Here is a 14,845-nt window from a genome sequence, read left to right as displayed (position 1 = left end):
GTTATTGGCAGCTGACGCTTAGAAGGGTTGGGATTGCTATGGTTCTGCGTCATGGTCCTGGTTTCGTACACTATGTAACGGGAGCGACACACGTTGTGGTGTTGCCGACGGCAGTCATACTAGCTCGAGGCGAACTGAGCGAGCAGGACGATGCCAGTCCGCATTTCACCTCATTCCATCCATTTGCGCTGCCGAACGCGCGAGCCTTCGCAACTCTGGCGCGCCGACCTGTCGCGCAGCGACGCGCTTGAGGGGGTGTCATGGAGCGGCCGACAATCAGCGTCCTTATTAACAACTACAACTACGGGCGCTACGTGGCTCGGGCGATTGACAGCGCCCTGAGCCAACAGGCGTCCAATGTCGAGATTATCGTTGTCGACGACGGCTCGAGCGACCAGTCGCGCTCTGTTCTGGAAGGCTATGACCAGCGGGTGAAGGTGCTTTTCCAGGAGAACCAGGGGCAGGCCGTCGCGATAAATGCTGCTGTGAAAGCAAGCAGTGGCGACATCCTCTGTTTTCTCGATGCTGATGACTGGTGGGCGCCAGGAAAGCTGTCGGCGACAGCCGCTGCCTTCCAAGCTAATCCTCAGGCATCGCTTGTTTATCACCGGCTTCAGCCAACGCGGAGCGACGGCTCGCCAAGTTCAAAGCCGATCCCTCGGACCCTCTGCTCGGGAAACTTGTCGTCACGGCTCGCTAGATCAGCAGGCTGGTGGCCCTTTCCAATGACATCCGCCGTTGCTGTAAGGCGCAGCGGGTGGGATGTTGCAGGGGATATTCCAGAGCAGTTCCGCATGTCCGCCGACGCCTGGCTCACCGGCATTTATCCATTTCTGGGAGGTGTTGTCGCCTTGCCATGTCCACTCGGCTTCTACCGGATTCACAACAACAACTGGTATCGGCCATTCGATGACGCCGCCATGCTGAGAAAGCGGATAGCCCATTGGAAGGCTGTCGTTGAAGCGACGAACCAGTTTCTTTCCGCGCACGATCTGGCGGGAAGACTGCGTCTGAGCGATCACTATCCGTACCAGGTCGCCTCAGCCAGACTGGAGGGCGCCGATATACGCACCCGATTCAGGCTTGCCATGGAAGGGCTCCTTTTCGCCGGCGAACCAAACTTGCTGAGGCGGACGCGCGATGCATTGCGCACCGCCTGCGACCTTCCTCGACTTGGTCAGAAAGTTGGCTTGTCGGAGTCAGCCCGATGAAGGCCCTGTTGCTGGTTTCCGAACTCGAAGACTACACCATCTCCTTCGCAAGCGGCGTTGCGCAACATCTGCAGGTCGTCCTCGGAGTTCCGCGTCGGCGCTATGCCCACCTTGCCTCCTCTTTCGATCCGGCAGTCGATCTGCACCTATTGGACTGGCCGCGGCACCGCTCGCTCTCGAATCCCTGGTTCCTGCACCAACTCACACGCCTCATCCGGCACGAGCGCCCGAACGTCATTCACCTCCTGAGCAACTCTACGCTCTGGTTGAACTTTGCCGCGCCGTTCTGGCGCCCGATCCCGCTCGTGACGACCGTCCATGACGTGGAAGTGCATCCTGGCGATTCCGACACCCGCACGCTGCCCGCCTGGGCTCCCCAATTGATGGTGCGGCAATCGGGTCATGTCGTCGTCCATGGCGAAGGACTGAAGCGAATGGTCCTCGAGCGATATTCAAAATCGCCTGATCGCGTCCATGTCCTGTCGCATCCGGCCATTCATCGCTACGCGGAACTTGCGCGGCGGCACAAGATGGCGCGACGCCAGGCAGATGGAACTTTGCGCGTCCTGCTTTTCGGACGGATTTTTGCTTACAAGGGATTGGAGCACCTGGTCCGTGCCGAGGCAATGCTCAAGGACCTGCTGCCCAATCTGCGTATCACGGTCGCAGGCCGCGGCGATGATCCGTGGATCTTCCGGCCTCTTATGGGGGAAGCCGGACACTATGATGTTCGCAACCGCTTTATCGAGGATATGGAGGTCGCCCAGCTCTTTCTGGATACCGATATCGTTGTCCTTCCCTATACGGAAGCCTCTCAAAGCGGTGTACTCAACCTTGCCGCGGCATTCGGCAAACCAGTTATCGTGACTGACGTCGGCGAATTGCGAGCCACCGTTCTGCCGAACGGACTGGGAATGGTAGTTCCGCCGGGGAATGTGGAACAGCTAGCGAGAGCCATCCGGACACTGGCTGAAAACAGCGAGCTCAGAGACAGCTTCGGGACCAGCGCGCTCGCATGGGCCACAGGTCCGAATTCGCCTGAACAGGTCGGAGCACAGGCTGCGGCCGTTTACCGTGAGGTGGTCGGGGCATGCGAATGACGGCGCTCACGAATGGCAATCGGGTAGCGGCGCGGAACGCGGCGGCAACCGTCCGCCACTACGTCCCGGGCGGTTGCGAAAACGGTGGCGGAATCGGCAGGCTGGTCGGATATATATCGAACACGGCGAAGAAGGCCGGCGAAACACACCTGGTCACCGACACCAGAGGGCCTCGATGGTCTGTAGCGACGTCGCCGTTACGCCTGCTCGGCGCGATCTTGATGATGGCGAAGGATCGGATAATTGCTCCGGCACGCATCCACCATATTCACGTCGCGGGTCGCGGCAGCACCGCAAGAAAACTGATCCTCACCGAGGCTGCCCGTCTTCTTGGGTGCCCTCACATATTGCACCTGCACGACTACGACTATGCGAGCGACTTTGCGGCGCGCTCGCCACGGCAACAAATGCTGATATGTCGGATGTTCCAAAAGGCTGACCAGGTTGTGGCACTGGGCCAGCGCGACCGCATCACTCTGACGACGCTTCTGGGCGTGGACGAGCGCCGCGTAGTCGTGATCCGCAACTGTGTTCCCGACCCCGGGGCGCGCAGTGTTCATGTTGGCGAGATGCCGTTGATCGTATTCCTCGGCCGGCTGAGCGAACGCAAAGGTGTTCGGGAGCTTCTGCAAGCCTTAAGTCATCCGGTCATGAAGGAACTCCGGTGGCGTGCCGTGCTGGCAGGCGACGGACCTGTGGAGGACTACCGGCGCCAGGCTGCCGCCATGGGACTTTCGGATCTTGTGAAAATGCCGGGCTGGCTTGATGCCGACGAAGCGCAAGCCTTGTGTGCACGGGCAGATATCCTGGTCCTGCCTTCGCACGCAGAGGGCTTGGCAATGGCTGTCGTCGAAGGGCTCGCCCATGGGCTTGCAGTGGTCACCACGCGGGTCGGCGCGCATAGCGAAGTCATCTCCGACGGTGAAAACGGCGTCTTCGTACCAGTCGGAGACAAGGATGCCCTGGCTGCGGCGCTGGCGAAGCTCGTCACTGATCCCGAAATCCGCAGCCGTCTCTCGGCCAAGGCCCGCGCTCATTATCTCAGCCATTTCAGTATGAAGGCTTACATGCGATCGCTGGAAAAACTCTACGACGCCGTCTCCGCGCAACCTCAAACGACGGTTGGTGAAAGATGACCATTTCAACTGTGCCGCCAGACCGCAACACCTCGCTCTCGTCGATGCGCTACGACCCCCGGTTTCAGGCAGAGTCTCGGTCGGACGACCTTGATCTGACATCGGGCCTGCGCCTCATCCGGCGAAGGATGGTTATGATAGTGGCCATCATCATACTGCTTATGGCGGCTGCCGCGACCGCGATTTCGGGATTGAAGCCGACTTTTCATGCCGAGTCCCGGCTGATCATCCACACGCCATTGGCGACGAAGCTCGGCGCGGAAGAGTCCGGCCGCAACGATCCGCTGGATGCCACATCGGAGACCGAGCGGCTTCTTTCCAGAAGCATCGCAGAGCGGGTAATCCGCGAGCTGCGGCTCGATGATTGGCCTGAATTCAATCCGGCGCTGCAGGAAGTCTCGCTTATCGACAAGCTCCGAGCAATGCTGCGCGGTTTGGTCGACAGCGAAAAACCCTCCTCGTCGAGACGAAACAGCATCGAGCCGATCATCCCGAATTATTACAAGGCTCTGCGCGTGTGGCGCGATGGTCAGGGTGACGTCATTCAGATCGGCTTCGATGCGAGCGATCCCGAACTGGCCGCCGCAGTCCCCAACCGGCTCATCAGCATCTACCTCGAAGAGCGGAAGGATAGTCTGCGGGCCCGGCTGGACGCAGCGGAAGAATGGCTTCTGCGGCGCATTGCCGAACAGAAGGTTCGCGCCATGACAGCACGCGATGCAGCCGATGCGTATCAAAAAACCATGGATGTCGTCTCAAATGACGACGATCAGGTTGAACAGATCAAGTCGATAATGGAGCTGGGCGAGCGGCAAACAAAAATCGAACAAGGCCGCGCTGAAGCGCGAGCAACGATATCTGCGCTGGAGGCGGCTGACGACCTCTCGCTCGCGCTGCAGAATATGGTCATTCCGGACAGCATTGGCGCAATGCAACGGGAGCTTCGCGCGCAGGAGCAAGATCTTGAACGGCTTCTGGAGACGTATGGCGATACGGCCCAGGCCGTGGTCGACATGCGCGCGAAGATCCGTAAGTCGCGCACCGATCTTAATCTTGCGGCCGATCGATATCTCCAATCGATACGCGCCAAGCTTGCGGGGCTCGATCGCGAGGACGACGCAGTCCGGTCGGCCTTGGCGGCTGCTCATGAGAAACGCACGCGGTCTGCCCTGGCGCAAACGGAGTTGGCGCGGCTTCAGCGCATGGCTGACAAAGAGCAAACGGCGGTGGAAAAGCTCGAGGAGCAGCGCCGCGGCCTGGTTGCACAAGCCATGCTGCCGGGAGCGGAACTGGAAGTTTTGTCGCCGGCCGCAGTACCGCTGGCGCCGCACGGACGCGGACGGCTCTTTTACCTGGTCGGCGCCCTCCTGGCTTCGATATCGATCGCGGTGACGGCCGCTTTCGTGGTCGAGATGTTGGACAACTCGGTGCGCAGCTTCGACCAGATTGCCGGAATGGGGCGGACAGTATCCGCCGGCTTCATCCCGCACTTGAAACGGAAAGACCAGAAAGATCCGTCGATGCTCTTCGGATGGATCCAAGTCGGGATGTTTGACGAAGCAATTCGCTCCGTTTTGACTTCATTCAAACAATCGAACGGCGGAAAGTTACCCAACAGTATCGTCGTGACATCGGCGCACAGCGGAGAGGGCAAGTCGCTTGTCGCCAGATCACTGGCAATTGATCTCGCTGCCAACGGAATTCCGGTGCTGCTTGTTGATGCCGACCTCAGACACGGAAATCTCGACTCGTTTTTCAAGTCGGATCTAAAGCAGGGATTGAACGAATTTCTGTGTGGACAGGCCGGAATCCGGGACATCGTCCACCACCATCCAAGCGGCATCGACTTCATCCCGGCCGGCAATGCGAGTCTCCATCGGCGCGCTCGTTTGACCGATGCGGCTGACATCATCGGAATGGCCGCCTCGATGGGTCAAATCGTCATCTTCGACAGCGCACCTGTGCTCGCCTCGGCTGATACAATGCATCTGACAGCATTAGCAGAACGAACGTTGCTGGTAGTAAAATGGGGGAAAACGAGCCGACGCGCTGTCGAATTTTGCTTACATCAACTGAAAATCGCGCGCAACGCAGAACTTTCCGTTGCCATAAACAACGTCGATCCCAAAAAACACGCCAAGTACAACTTCAGCGACTCGGAATTATTTGTGAAATCGTTGAGGAAATACCACGAATTCATATAAGCAAAACAGAACACGCCCGCTCCCGTTAAAATAGATTAAGGAGACCGTAGTGAAAAACAAAGATAAGGTTGCGCTGATTACGGGCATTACAGGCCAGGACGGTGCTTACCTGGCCGAGTTTCTCCTGGAGAAGGGCTATATCGTTCACGGCCTCAAGCGACGCTCTTCGTCCTTCAACACAAGCCGCATCGAGCATCTGTACGAGGACCCGCATATCGAGAACCCTCGGTTCATCCTGCATTTCGGGGACATGACTGACTCCACGAATCTCATTCGCGTGGTTCAGGAAACGCAGCCGGACGAAATCTACAACCTCGCAGCGCAGAGCCACGTTCAAGTCTCTTTCGAGACCCCGGAATATACGGCCAACGCGGATGGGACCGGCACCTTGCGGCTGCTCGAAGCAATTCGCCTCCTGGGACTGACGAAGAAGACCCGCTTCTATCAAGCATCCACCTCCGAGCTTTACGGCAAGGTTCAGGAAGTCCCGCAGAGCGAAACGACGCCCTTCTACCCTCGATCACCCTACGCGGCGGCCAAACTCTACGCCTACTGGATAGTAGTCAATTACCGCGAGGCATATGGCATGCACGCCTCGAACGGCATCTTGTTCAATCATGAAAGCCCGATCCGCGGCGAAACGTTCGTGACCCGTAAAATCACCCGGGCGGCGGCCGCAATCCATCTCGGATTGCAGGACAGGCTCTATCTGGGCAATCTGGATGCCAAGCGCGACTGGGGACATGCACGCGAATATGTCCGCGGAATGTGGCTGATGCTGCAGCAGGACGAACCGGAGGACTATGTCCTTGCGACCGGCGAAACACACTCGGTTCGCTCCTTCGTCGACAAAGCCTTTGCCAAGGTGGGCATGCCCATTGATTGGCGCGGAAACGGAGTTGAGGAAAAGGGCTACGACAAGACATCCGGCCGGTGTGTGGTGGAGATCGATCCAGCTTATTTCCGTCCGACTGAAGTTGATCTTCTGATTGGTGATCCGACGAAGGCACATACGAAACTTGGCTGGAAACATGAGACCAGTCTTGATCAGTTGGTTGCGGAGATGGTTCGCGAGGATCTGAAAGTCATGGCGCGAAATGTTCCAGCGGTAGGTGTAACCAAAGGTTTTGCCTATGCCTGAGGTGATCTACAGCCTTGCCGGAAAAAAGGTTTATGTCGCGGGCCACCGCGGCATGGTGGGCTCCGCGATCGTGCGGCGTCTCGCTTCCGAGGACTGCGAGATTTTCACAACCAGCCGCGCCGAGGTCGATTTGAGACGGCAGGACCAGGTGGAGACCTGGATGGGCAGGAATCGTCCCGACGTTGTCTTCCTGGCTGCAGCAAGGGTCGGCGGTATTCTGGCGAACGCTGCCTATCCGGCCGATTTTCTTTACGACAACCTGATCCTACAGACGAACGTCATCCACGCGGCTCATAGAGCTCACGTCGATAAACTAATGTTCCTGGGGTCGTCTTGCATCTATCCGAAATTCGCCGATCAACCGATCGTCGAGGACTCACTTCTGACTGGACCGCTTGAGCCTACGAATGAGTGGTATGCCATCGCCAAGATTGCCGGATTGAAACTCTGCCACGCCTACCGCAAACAGCATGGTAGAGATTTCATCTCGGCCATGCCGACCAATCTGTATGGGCCGGATGACAATTTCGACCTCGAATCAAGCCATGTCATGCCGGCCCTCATACGCAAGGCGCATGAGGCCAAGATCAGCCGACAACAAGAGATATGCATCTGGGGTACAGGCAGGCCGCGGCGCGAATTCTTGCATGTTGATGATTGCGCCGACGCCTGCCTCCATCTCATGAAGACCTATTCCGCCGACAGCCATGTGAACGTAGGTTCCGGCGAAGACATCACCATCCTCGAATTGGCATATCTCGTTTCCGAGGTCGTTGGTTTCAAAGGCAAGATCACTCACGACCTCACCAAACCAGATGGTACACCACGCAAACTCTTGAGTGTGGAGAAGCTTCGCACTCTCGGCTGGTCTCCGAAGATAGGTCTGAAAGAGGGTATCGCAGACGCCTACCGGTCCTTCCTTGATGGGCATTACCTCGAACGCAGCCACAAGGCGGTGTCTGCGACGTGATCGCTCGGAGCGGCATCAGCTTTCAGAAGCCAAGACTTCGGCGCTGCGCCGCCTATGCTCAACACATTCGGACGATAATTGCTGCCATAAGTCCGGCGTAGGCCATATGACGTTCGACCGCGTCGGCTGACCTGAAGCATGGGAGCAGCTTTCCACGGCTGAGAGATGGTTAGCTTTGCGCACGCCGTAATCGCAAAGCCGCTGCACGCTCCCGCATTACGTGTTTTGAGCCCCTTCAGCTACCCGAACACGATGTCGCGCAAATGCAAAAAGCCCGGCTCGAGAGCCGGGCTTTCCTGATCGACCGAAGTCAGACCAGATTAGAACGAACGCTGCAGGCGGAAGTAGCCCGAGGTGGAGTCGTCGCCATCTTCCGGATCGAAGTACTGGACCGAAGCCTTGGCGTAGAAGTTGTCGACGATCTGGTAATCAACCGTCAGACCAACCTTCCAAGCCTCGTTGTCGCTGAAGTCGTCGCCAGCCTCGTAGACGTCGCTGTAGTACTGGACGCCAGGAGTGATCTTGAGCTTGTCGGTTGCCTTGATTGCGTATTCGGCAGCGATAACCCATTCAGCCGCGGAGTAGTAGGAGTTCGGGCCGGAAGAGTATACGGCAGCGAGGCCGAGCGCACCGGGACCAATTTCAACCGTACCCATTGCACGGATAGCGCCGTCTTCGTTGTCGAAGTCCCAGCCGCCGGTGACCTGGTAGCTGAAGGCGCCTGCAGTGCCGCCAACGCCGAAGGCAACGCCTACGTTGTTCGGGCCTTCGCCGGACTTGTAGAAGCCGTCTTCCAGTTCGTCGACGCTGAGACCAGCGTAGAAGTCGCCGCTTTCATACTGATAGCGGATGGAGTTGTGCAGCGTTACGATCGAGCCGATGTCGTCGGTTTCACCCGAGAGGCCATCGTCCCACCAGCTGTAGAACAGACCAGCGCGGAAGCCCGCGACGTCGAGGTAAGCGGAGTCGAGGATAGCTTCCTGTTCGGAGGCATTGTCAGCATTGAACTGCATGACGATGACGCCGGTCAGCGGACCATACTCGGTGTCGCTCTTGGCCGTGAACTGAACCTGGCCGCGAGTACGGGCATCCCAGTCGGAGTCGTTGTCAGCCGAGAGGTTGAGCGGCTGATCACCAACGTCAACCTGGAAACGGATGTAGCCTTCGATCTTGAGGCAGGTTTCGGTGCCGGGGATGTAGAAGTAGCCGGTGCCGTAAGCGTCGCAGACGCGAACATATTCAACCGGTTCCGGCTCAGCAGCAACAATAGCGTCAGCAGCCTGAGCACCGGAAACTACTGCGAGAGCAGCAGCGGAGCCGAGAAGAAGGCTCTTGATGTTCATAAATGACCTCCAATTCAAAGTTTCGATCGGGCCTGGGATCTTTCGCTGAGCAGCGTTCCCTGCCCCATTCCCGTGTTTCAAGAAGTGGACGATCCGTCGCCCTTGCTTCCGATGGTGAAAATACAAGACGGCAGCCGTCACGCAATCACCAACTTACTCGAAGGAGGGGTTTCACCGAGCCTTCCCGTCAGTCTGTTGCTGAAAGGACACAAGTCGGGCAACCCGCCTCGATTTCCTTTATGCTTTGTTAAGAAAATCCTGATTCTGCCGCCGTTTAAGCCAACTCGACAAACAGCTGGACACGCGTCTCTCGACATATTCAAGGCACTTTTTGGACAAGAATTGGCTGCTGCGGGAAGAGAAGGCGGTTCCCGAAAGCGCAACCGGACATTCACCGATCCGCTCTCGCTGCCGCTTGAAGAGCAGAAGCGCGTAAGTGATTCCCGCCGGCGATTCTCTCTTCGGGTGAAACCATCCCCGATCACGCATGTGGCAGAGATAGCCGACTGAGCGACAGCGATTCCCGCCTGATGACAAGCGGCGACATGCGTTGGGGAAATGCCCGACTTGAGAGATAGGTGACGTTTCGTACCGGAGACATGGGTAACACTTTTCGCTTTTTGGCGGGAGGTGTTGATGCCGTGGAAAGAGACTTCGGTGATGGAGGAACGTCTACGATTTGTCGCCCGGCTACTAGAGGGCGAAGGGATGAGCGATGTGTGCCGTGCATTCGGCATCTCGCGCAAGACCGGCTACAAAATCTTCAATCGCTATAAGGACGACGGCCTGGAGGCGCTGACGGATCGGTCTCGACGGCCGGTGCGTTATGCCAACCAGCTACCTGAGCCGGTCGAGGCGATGATTGTCTCGTGCAAGAAGAGCAAGCCGCATTGGGGTGCCAGGAAGATCAGGGAGCTTTTGGTGAAGCGCCTAGCCGGCGATGTGCGCGTGCCGTCGAAGAGTACGGTGCATGCCGTTCTTGACCGGCACGGGCTGGTCGCCCATGCCCGCAAGCGGCAGCGACATCGAGCCGAAGGGACAGCCTTGTCACTGGCATTACTGCCGAACGATCTTTGGTGTGCCGACTTCAAGGGCGAGTTCAAACTTGGCAATGGTCAATACTGTTACCCATTGACGGTCACCGACCAGGCGTCACGTTATCTTCTCGCCTGCGAAGCCTTTGAGTCGACGCGAGAACCGGCTGTCTTCGACGCCTTCCGTCGGCTGTTTGTCGAGCGCGGCTTGCCAGCCGCCATCAGAAGCGACAACGGCTTGCCTTTCGCCAGCCCAAACGGGCTCTACAATCTGTCTAAACTGTCGGTGTGGTGGCTGAGGCTCGGGATCACGCTGGAGCGCATCAGGCCGGGCCGTCCCCAACAAAACGGCCGGCATGAGCGCATGCACCTGACGCTGAAGAAAGAGGCGACCAGACCATCCGGCAAAAACATCCTCCAGCAGCAGGCCCGCTTCGATGCTTTCGTCAGCGAATTCAATCAGGAACGGCCGCACGAGGCGCTCAACATGAAGGTGCCGGCAGATCTCTACGCCGCGTCGTCACGCCTCTATCAGGGCCTGCCGGAGATCGACTACCCCTTCCATGATCGGGAGGCGCTGGTCACCAATTGCGGCCGCATCTGCATCTATCGCAAGAAGATCAACATATCGACGGTGCTGGCCGGCCAGAAACTGGGGCTCAAGGAAGTCGACGACGGTATTTGGCTCGTCAGCTTCATGCATTATGATCTGGGATATATCGACCTGGAGCAGAGGACTTTGCAAACCATCGATAACCCGTTCGGCACGAGGTTGTCACCCATGTGTTAGGTACGTTTTGTTACCTATGTCTCCGGGCTGGACAGAAATCGAAGTGGCGGAGAAGATGGGATTCGAACCCACGATACGCTTTTGACGTATACTCCCTTAGCAGGGGAGCGCCTTCGACCACTCGGCCACCTCTCCGGTGCGGCCTAACTAGGGTGAGCGATCTGTGAATGCAAGGGTTTTTTGAGTTTTCACCAGAAGAAATGCAGCCGCCGGCCTTTCGGCTTTTGACAGACAGATGCGAACAAACGCTAGCCTGCGCCCGCCCCGCGCAATGTTCGGTCGATCTTCTTTCAGGGAACACGTCTTACAGTGATCTGGCTCCCGGAGTCAGCTCAACAGGCTCTTGAGATCAGCCGAGGGGTCGGCGAGAATCGATCGATCGGGATTGGTTCCGGCTTCCAGCAGTTTCTTGCCGGTCACATAGGCTTTTGCGTCATTGATCGCATCGACAGCGATCAGCAGACCTTCCCTGAAGTACCAGACCGAATGCGCCCCTTCGCGGGCACCGGGACGCAGCAGCGTGTCGTCATAACCAAGATTGAAGCCGGCGATCTGCAGCTTGACGTCGTACTGGTCGGACCAGAACCAGGGTTTCGGCTCATAGGGTTCGTTGCCGCCGGTGATGACGGCTGCCGCAGCTTCGGCCTGGTCGACGGCGTTCTGCACCGATTCGAGTCTGATGCGCCCACCCTGCCATGGAAGCGCGGCGCAATCCCCGGCCGCAAAAATCGCCGGATCGGAGGTGCAGGCGAATTCGTCGACGACGATGCCGTTGGCGACTTCGAGGTCAGCTTCCTTCGCAAGCTGGTCGTTAGGCACGACGCCGATGCCGACGACGACAAAATCGACGTCGATGACGGAGCCGTCGGAAAGGGCGGCACCGGAAACGCGGCCATTCTTGCCGACCAGATGCTTCAGGCCGGTCTTCTCGCGGATCACCACGTCGTGGCTCTCGTGGACGGCGCGCATGAGGTCAGCCGTTTCCTTTGCTGCAACACGCTGCAGGATGCGATCGGCCATCTCGATGACAGTGACCTCGAGGCCGCGATGGCGGGCGACGGCCGCAGCCTCGAGGCCGATGTAACCGCCGCCGATGATAAGGACACGACGGCCGGGACGCATTTCGTCGGCCAGCAGATCGGCATCGCGCTTGTCGCGGGCGACATAGACGCCTTCAAGATCGCCGCCGATGGCCGCCGGCAGCCGGCGCGGCGTCGAGCCGGTCGCCAGCACTAAGGTGCCGTAGTTGAGAACGGAGCCGTCCTGCAGCAGAACCTCTTTGCTGTCCCGTTTGATCTGCTCGGCCCAGGTCGAGAGGCGAAGCTCGACGTCGTTGTCGGCATACCAGTGTTCCGGGCGGAACAGCAGGCGGTCGAAGCTCATTTCGCCGAGCAGATATTTCTTCGAAAGCGGCGGACGCTGATAGGGTGCCACATCCTCGGCGCCGATGAGGGTGATCGGACGGGTATCCTTCAAAGCACGCAGTTTAGCTGCCAACGCGAAACCCGCCTGCCCCGCGCCGATGATTACCACTCTATCCGTCACGATCTCACTCCTGAAACTAGGCTCGACACTTACGCCAAGGCCTATCCCCTGCCCTATGCGCCGTCTCAACGGAAAGCGGCTTCTTACATTCAGCCGATCTCGATCCAGCGACGCTCGTGGAAGGACTGTGCCATGGCATGCACCGACTTCTCTATCCTGAGACCGTCTTTAAATGTCACGATCGACGACGGCTCGCCTAATATTGCCCGGATCAGCTCGCGGCACTCGATGATCTTAAGATCGTTGAAACCGAGACCATGACCGGGGGCCGGAATGAAGCGATCATAGGGCGGATGGGCAGGCGCCGCCAGTATCTTGCGGAAGCCCTGTTCCGAGCCCTGCCCTTCTGCCTGATAGAGTTCAAACTCGTTCATGCGCTCCTGGTCGTAGAGGATCGAGCCTTTCGAGCCGTAAACCTGCAGGGCGATGCGCCCCTTGCGACCCCAGGCGGCGCGATTCGCCATCAACACGGCGGAGATGCCGCCGCCAAGTCGCATCAGCACGTTGGCGGCGTCGTGATTTTCGACGGCACGGCGGCCACCCTCGCTTAGCGGACGATCGGCATAGGGCTTTACCATGTCTGTTATGACGGCCTCGACATGGCCGAAAAGATACCAGAGCAACGACAGCGGGTGCACGGCGAAATCGTCAAGCGCGCCATAGCCGGCGGAAAGCTCACTCTTCCAATAAAAAAAGGCCTCGGGATCAGCCATGAAATCCTCGTCCATTTCGACGCGGACATGATTGACCGTACCGATCGCACCGCCGCCGACGAGCTTCCTGATGTGCCGCATGACGGGATTCTGAATGTAATTATAGCCAAGAGCGGCGACCTTGCCGGAACGCTCCGCCGTCGCCAGCATGCGCTCGGCATCGGCATAGGCCGGCGCCATTGGTTTTTCACACCAAACATGCTTGCCGGCTTCCAGGGCTGCGATCACCATTTCGGCGTGGAACTGATTGGGCGTGGTGACTGAAACGACGTCGACTTCAGGATCGGCTATTAGCGCCCGCCAGTCGGCGGTCGCCTTCTCGAAACCGAATTCCCCGGCACGGGCCTCGGCAAGCGCGGCATTGGCTTCCGCCAGATGCACGAGACGCGGACGCTCGACATCGCCGAACACGGTCTTCACCGCATTCCACGCCAGCGCATGGCATTTGCCCATATAGCCTGTGCCGATCAAACCGATACCAAGTGGCTTCATTTTTCGTCTCCTCCAAGGCTGCGCAGGGATTTTTGGAATATTTGGATCATTTTGACAAGGGACGACAGGTGACGCATTTTCGCGTCTTTCCAGCGAATTCCGCTCCAAGTTGCTTCGATTACAGGCGATTAAAAACAATTAGGCGCTCCATCTGAAATCGTCTATGCTCGACAATATGGAATATTTGTTTCATCCGGCGAGCCGCAAGCATGGATAACGACCCCCAAAGGCACGCGCGCGTGCCGCGCGATTTCGAAAGCCTGCGCAGCACCATCATCGAACGCAAGGCGAGCATGCCGAAGCGGCTGGCACAGGTCGCCGCTTTCGCGCTCGGCAATCCCGATGAAATCGCATTCGGCACGACGGCGAGCATCGCGGCCGCCTCCGACGTCCAGCCCTCGACGCTGGTGCGCCTGGCGCATCATCTGGGTTACGAAGGCTTTTCCGACCTGCAGAGCATCTTCCGCGAAAGGCTGCGCGACCGGACGCTGAGCTATGAAGAGCGGCTCGTCACACTGGAGCAATCGAGCGGCGACGATGAAGACGCCAATCTGCTTTCCGGATTCATTGCCGCGGCGAACCAGTCGGTCAACCGGCTGGCCGCGACGGTACAGAGCGAGACGTTCACGAAGGCCGTGGATGTCCTTGCTGCCGCCGAGACGATCTATCTGATCGCCAAGCGGCGCTCCTATCCGCTGACGGCGCATATGACATACGCATTTTCCAAGCTCAACATCCGACACCAGATCGTCGCCTCGCCGAACGGAGTCGATCCTGAGATGGTGCAGTTCGCAACCCATAGGGATGCGGCGATTGCGGCGAGCTTCTCGCCTTACGCGGCCGACAGCCTCAGCCAGAGTCAGGAGCTTGCCGATCGCGGCGTCCCCGTCATCGCTATCACCGATTCGGCCTTCTCGCCGCTTGCCGCCTGCGCCACGCACTGGTTCGAGGTGGCTGAAGCCGACTTCGCCGGTTTCCGCTCGCTTTCGGCCTCGATGGCGCTAACCATGGCGCTGCCGGTCGCAATCGCAGAACGGCGCCGCAAGCATCAACATCCAAAAGCTGGAAAAGCGAAAATGGAATAAACATTCCGAATTGACAAAATATCGGAACCAATGTTTCATTATTGAAATTCGCAGGCACTGGAAGCCGCGCAAAATCTAGCG

At 58.4% G+C, this 14,845-nt stretch carries 11 protein-coding genes, 1 tRNA gene and 1 pseudogene; 9 read left to right on the top strand and 4 right to left on the bottom strand.

The genetic code is table 11. From position 1 onward, the window contains the following. The first annotated feature begins 260 nt into the window (after positions 1-260). The 6 genes and pseudogenes from J2J98_RS06780 (at position 261) to fcl (ending at position 7,863) form a co-directional block, all read left to right on the top strand. A complete protein-coding gene (locus tag J2J98_RS06780; RefSeq protein ID WP_207602703.1) occupies positions 261-1,211 on the top strand; it encodes a glycosyltransferase family 2 protein in 951 nt (316 codons plus the stop codon). Next, the gene (locus J2J98_RS06775) at positions 1,208-2,311 is read left to right on the top strand and encodes a glycosyltransferase family 4 protein (RefSeq protein ID WP_138397091.1); all 1,104 of its coding nucleotides are present in this window, start codon (positions 1,208-1,210) and stop codon (positions 2,309-2,311) included. The genes J2J98_RS06780 and J2J98_RS06775 overlap by 4 nt, the downstream gene beginning before the upstream one ends. Further along, the gene (locus J2J98_RS06770; RefSeq protein ID WP_207602702.1) at positions 2,302-3,447 is read left to right on the top strand and encodes a glycosyltransferase family 4 protein; all 1,146 of its coding nucleotides are present in this window, start codon (positions 2,302-2,304) and stop codon (positions 3,445-3,447) included. Before J2J98_RS06775 ends, J2J98_RS06770 begins: the two co-directional genes overlap by 10 nt. Next, positions 3,444-5,651: a GumC family protein gene (locus J2J98_RS06765; RefSeq protein WP_207602701.1), complete on the top strand. Its 2,208-nt coding sequence runs from the start codon at positions 3,444-3,446 to the stop codon at positions 5,649-5,651. Before J2J98_RS06770 ends, J2J98_RS06765 begins: the two co-directional genes overlap by 4 nt. A gap of 49 nt (positions 5,652-5,700) precedes the next feature. Further along, positions 5,701-6,792 carry a GDP-mannose 4,6-dehydratase gene (gmd, locus tag J2J98_RS06760; protein WP_207602700.1) on the top strand — a complete coding sequence of 364 codons (1,092 nt, stop codon included), beginning with the start codon at positions 5,701-5,703 and terminating at the stop codon, positions 6,790-6,792. Beyond that, positions 6,785-7,863, top strand: a pseudogene (gene fcl, locus J2J98_RS06755) (GDP-L-fucose synthase). Before gmd ends, fcl begins: the two are co-directional and overlap by 8 nt. A gap of 219 nt (positions 7,864-8,082) precedes the next feature. Here the strand turns inward: fcl and J2J98_RS06750 are convergent. Next, positions 8,083-9,105, bottom strand: a complete 1,023-nt coding sequence (locus J2J98_RS06750; RefSeq protein WP_207602698.1) for a porin — start codon at positions 9,103-9,105, stop codon at positions 8,083-8,085. 84 nt (positions 9,106-9,189) lie between these two features. On the opposite strand from J2J98_RS06750, the gene J2J98_RS06745 reads away from it, so the two are divergent. Next, a complete protein-coding gene (locus J2J98_RS06745; RefSeq protein WP_156665737.1) occupies positions 9,190-9,615 on the top strand; it encodes a hypothetical protein in 426 nt (141 codons plus the stop codon). Between the two features lie 126 nt (positions 9,616-9,741). Next, entirely contained in the window at positions 9,742-10,929 is a 1,188-nt protein-coding gene (locus J2J98_RS06740) for an IS481 family transposase (RefSeq protein ID WP_207602697.1), read from the top strand. Positions 10,930-10,973: 44 nt separating this feature from the next. Here the strand turns inward: J2J98_RS06740 and J2J98_RS06735 are convergent. From J2J98_RS06735 to J2J98_RS06725, 3 genes are all read right to left on the bottom strand, one after another. After that, positions 10,974-11,064: transfer RNA gene (locus J2J98_RS06735), tRNA-Ser, on the bottom strand. 192 nt (positions 11,065-11,256) lie between these two features. Further along, positions 11,257-12,474 carry an NAD(P)/FAD-dependent oxidoreductase gene (locus J2J98_RS06730; protein WP_207602696.1) on the bottom strand — a complete coding sequence of 406 codons (1,218 nt, stop codon included), beginning with the start codon at positions 12,472-12,474 and terminating at the stop codon, positions 11,257-11,259. Between the two features lie 89 nt (positions 12,475-12,563). Further along, positions 12,564-13,679 (bottom strand): Gfo/Idh/MocA family protein, encoded by a 1,116-nt coding sequence (locus J2J98_RS06725; RefSeq protein ID WP_207602695.1) that lies wholly within the window; start codon positions 13,677-13,679, stop codon positions 12,564-12,566. A gap of 209 nt (positions 13,680-13,888) precedes the next feature. On the opposite strand from J2J98_RS06725, the gene J2J98_RS06720 reads away from it, so the two are divergent. Beyond that, complete coding sequence (locus J2J98_RS06720) at positions 13,889-14,764, top strand: MurR/RpiR family transcriptional regulator (RefSeq protein WP_064706719.1); 876 nt, start codon at positions 13,889-13,891, stop codon at positions 14,762-14,764. The last annotated feature ends 81 nt before the right edge of the window (positions 14,765-14,845 follow it).

This window comes from Rhizobium bangladeshense (genome assembly GCF_017357245.1).
GTDB classification, from domain to species: domain Bacteria; phylum Pseudomonadota; class Alphaproteobacteria; order Rhizobiales; family Rhizobiaceae; genus Rhizobium; species Rhizobium bangladeshense.
This window is presented reverse-complemented; position numbering and strand designations above follow the sequence as displayed.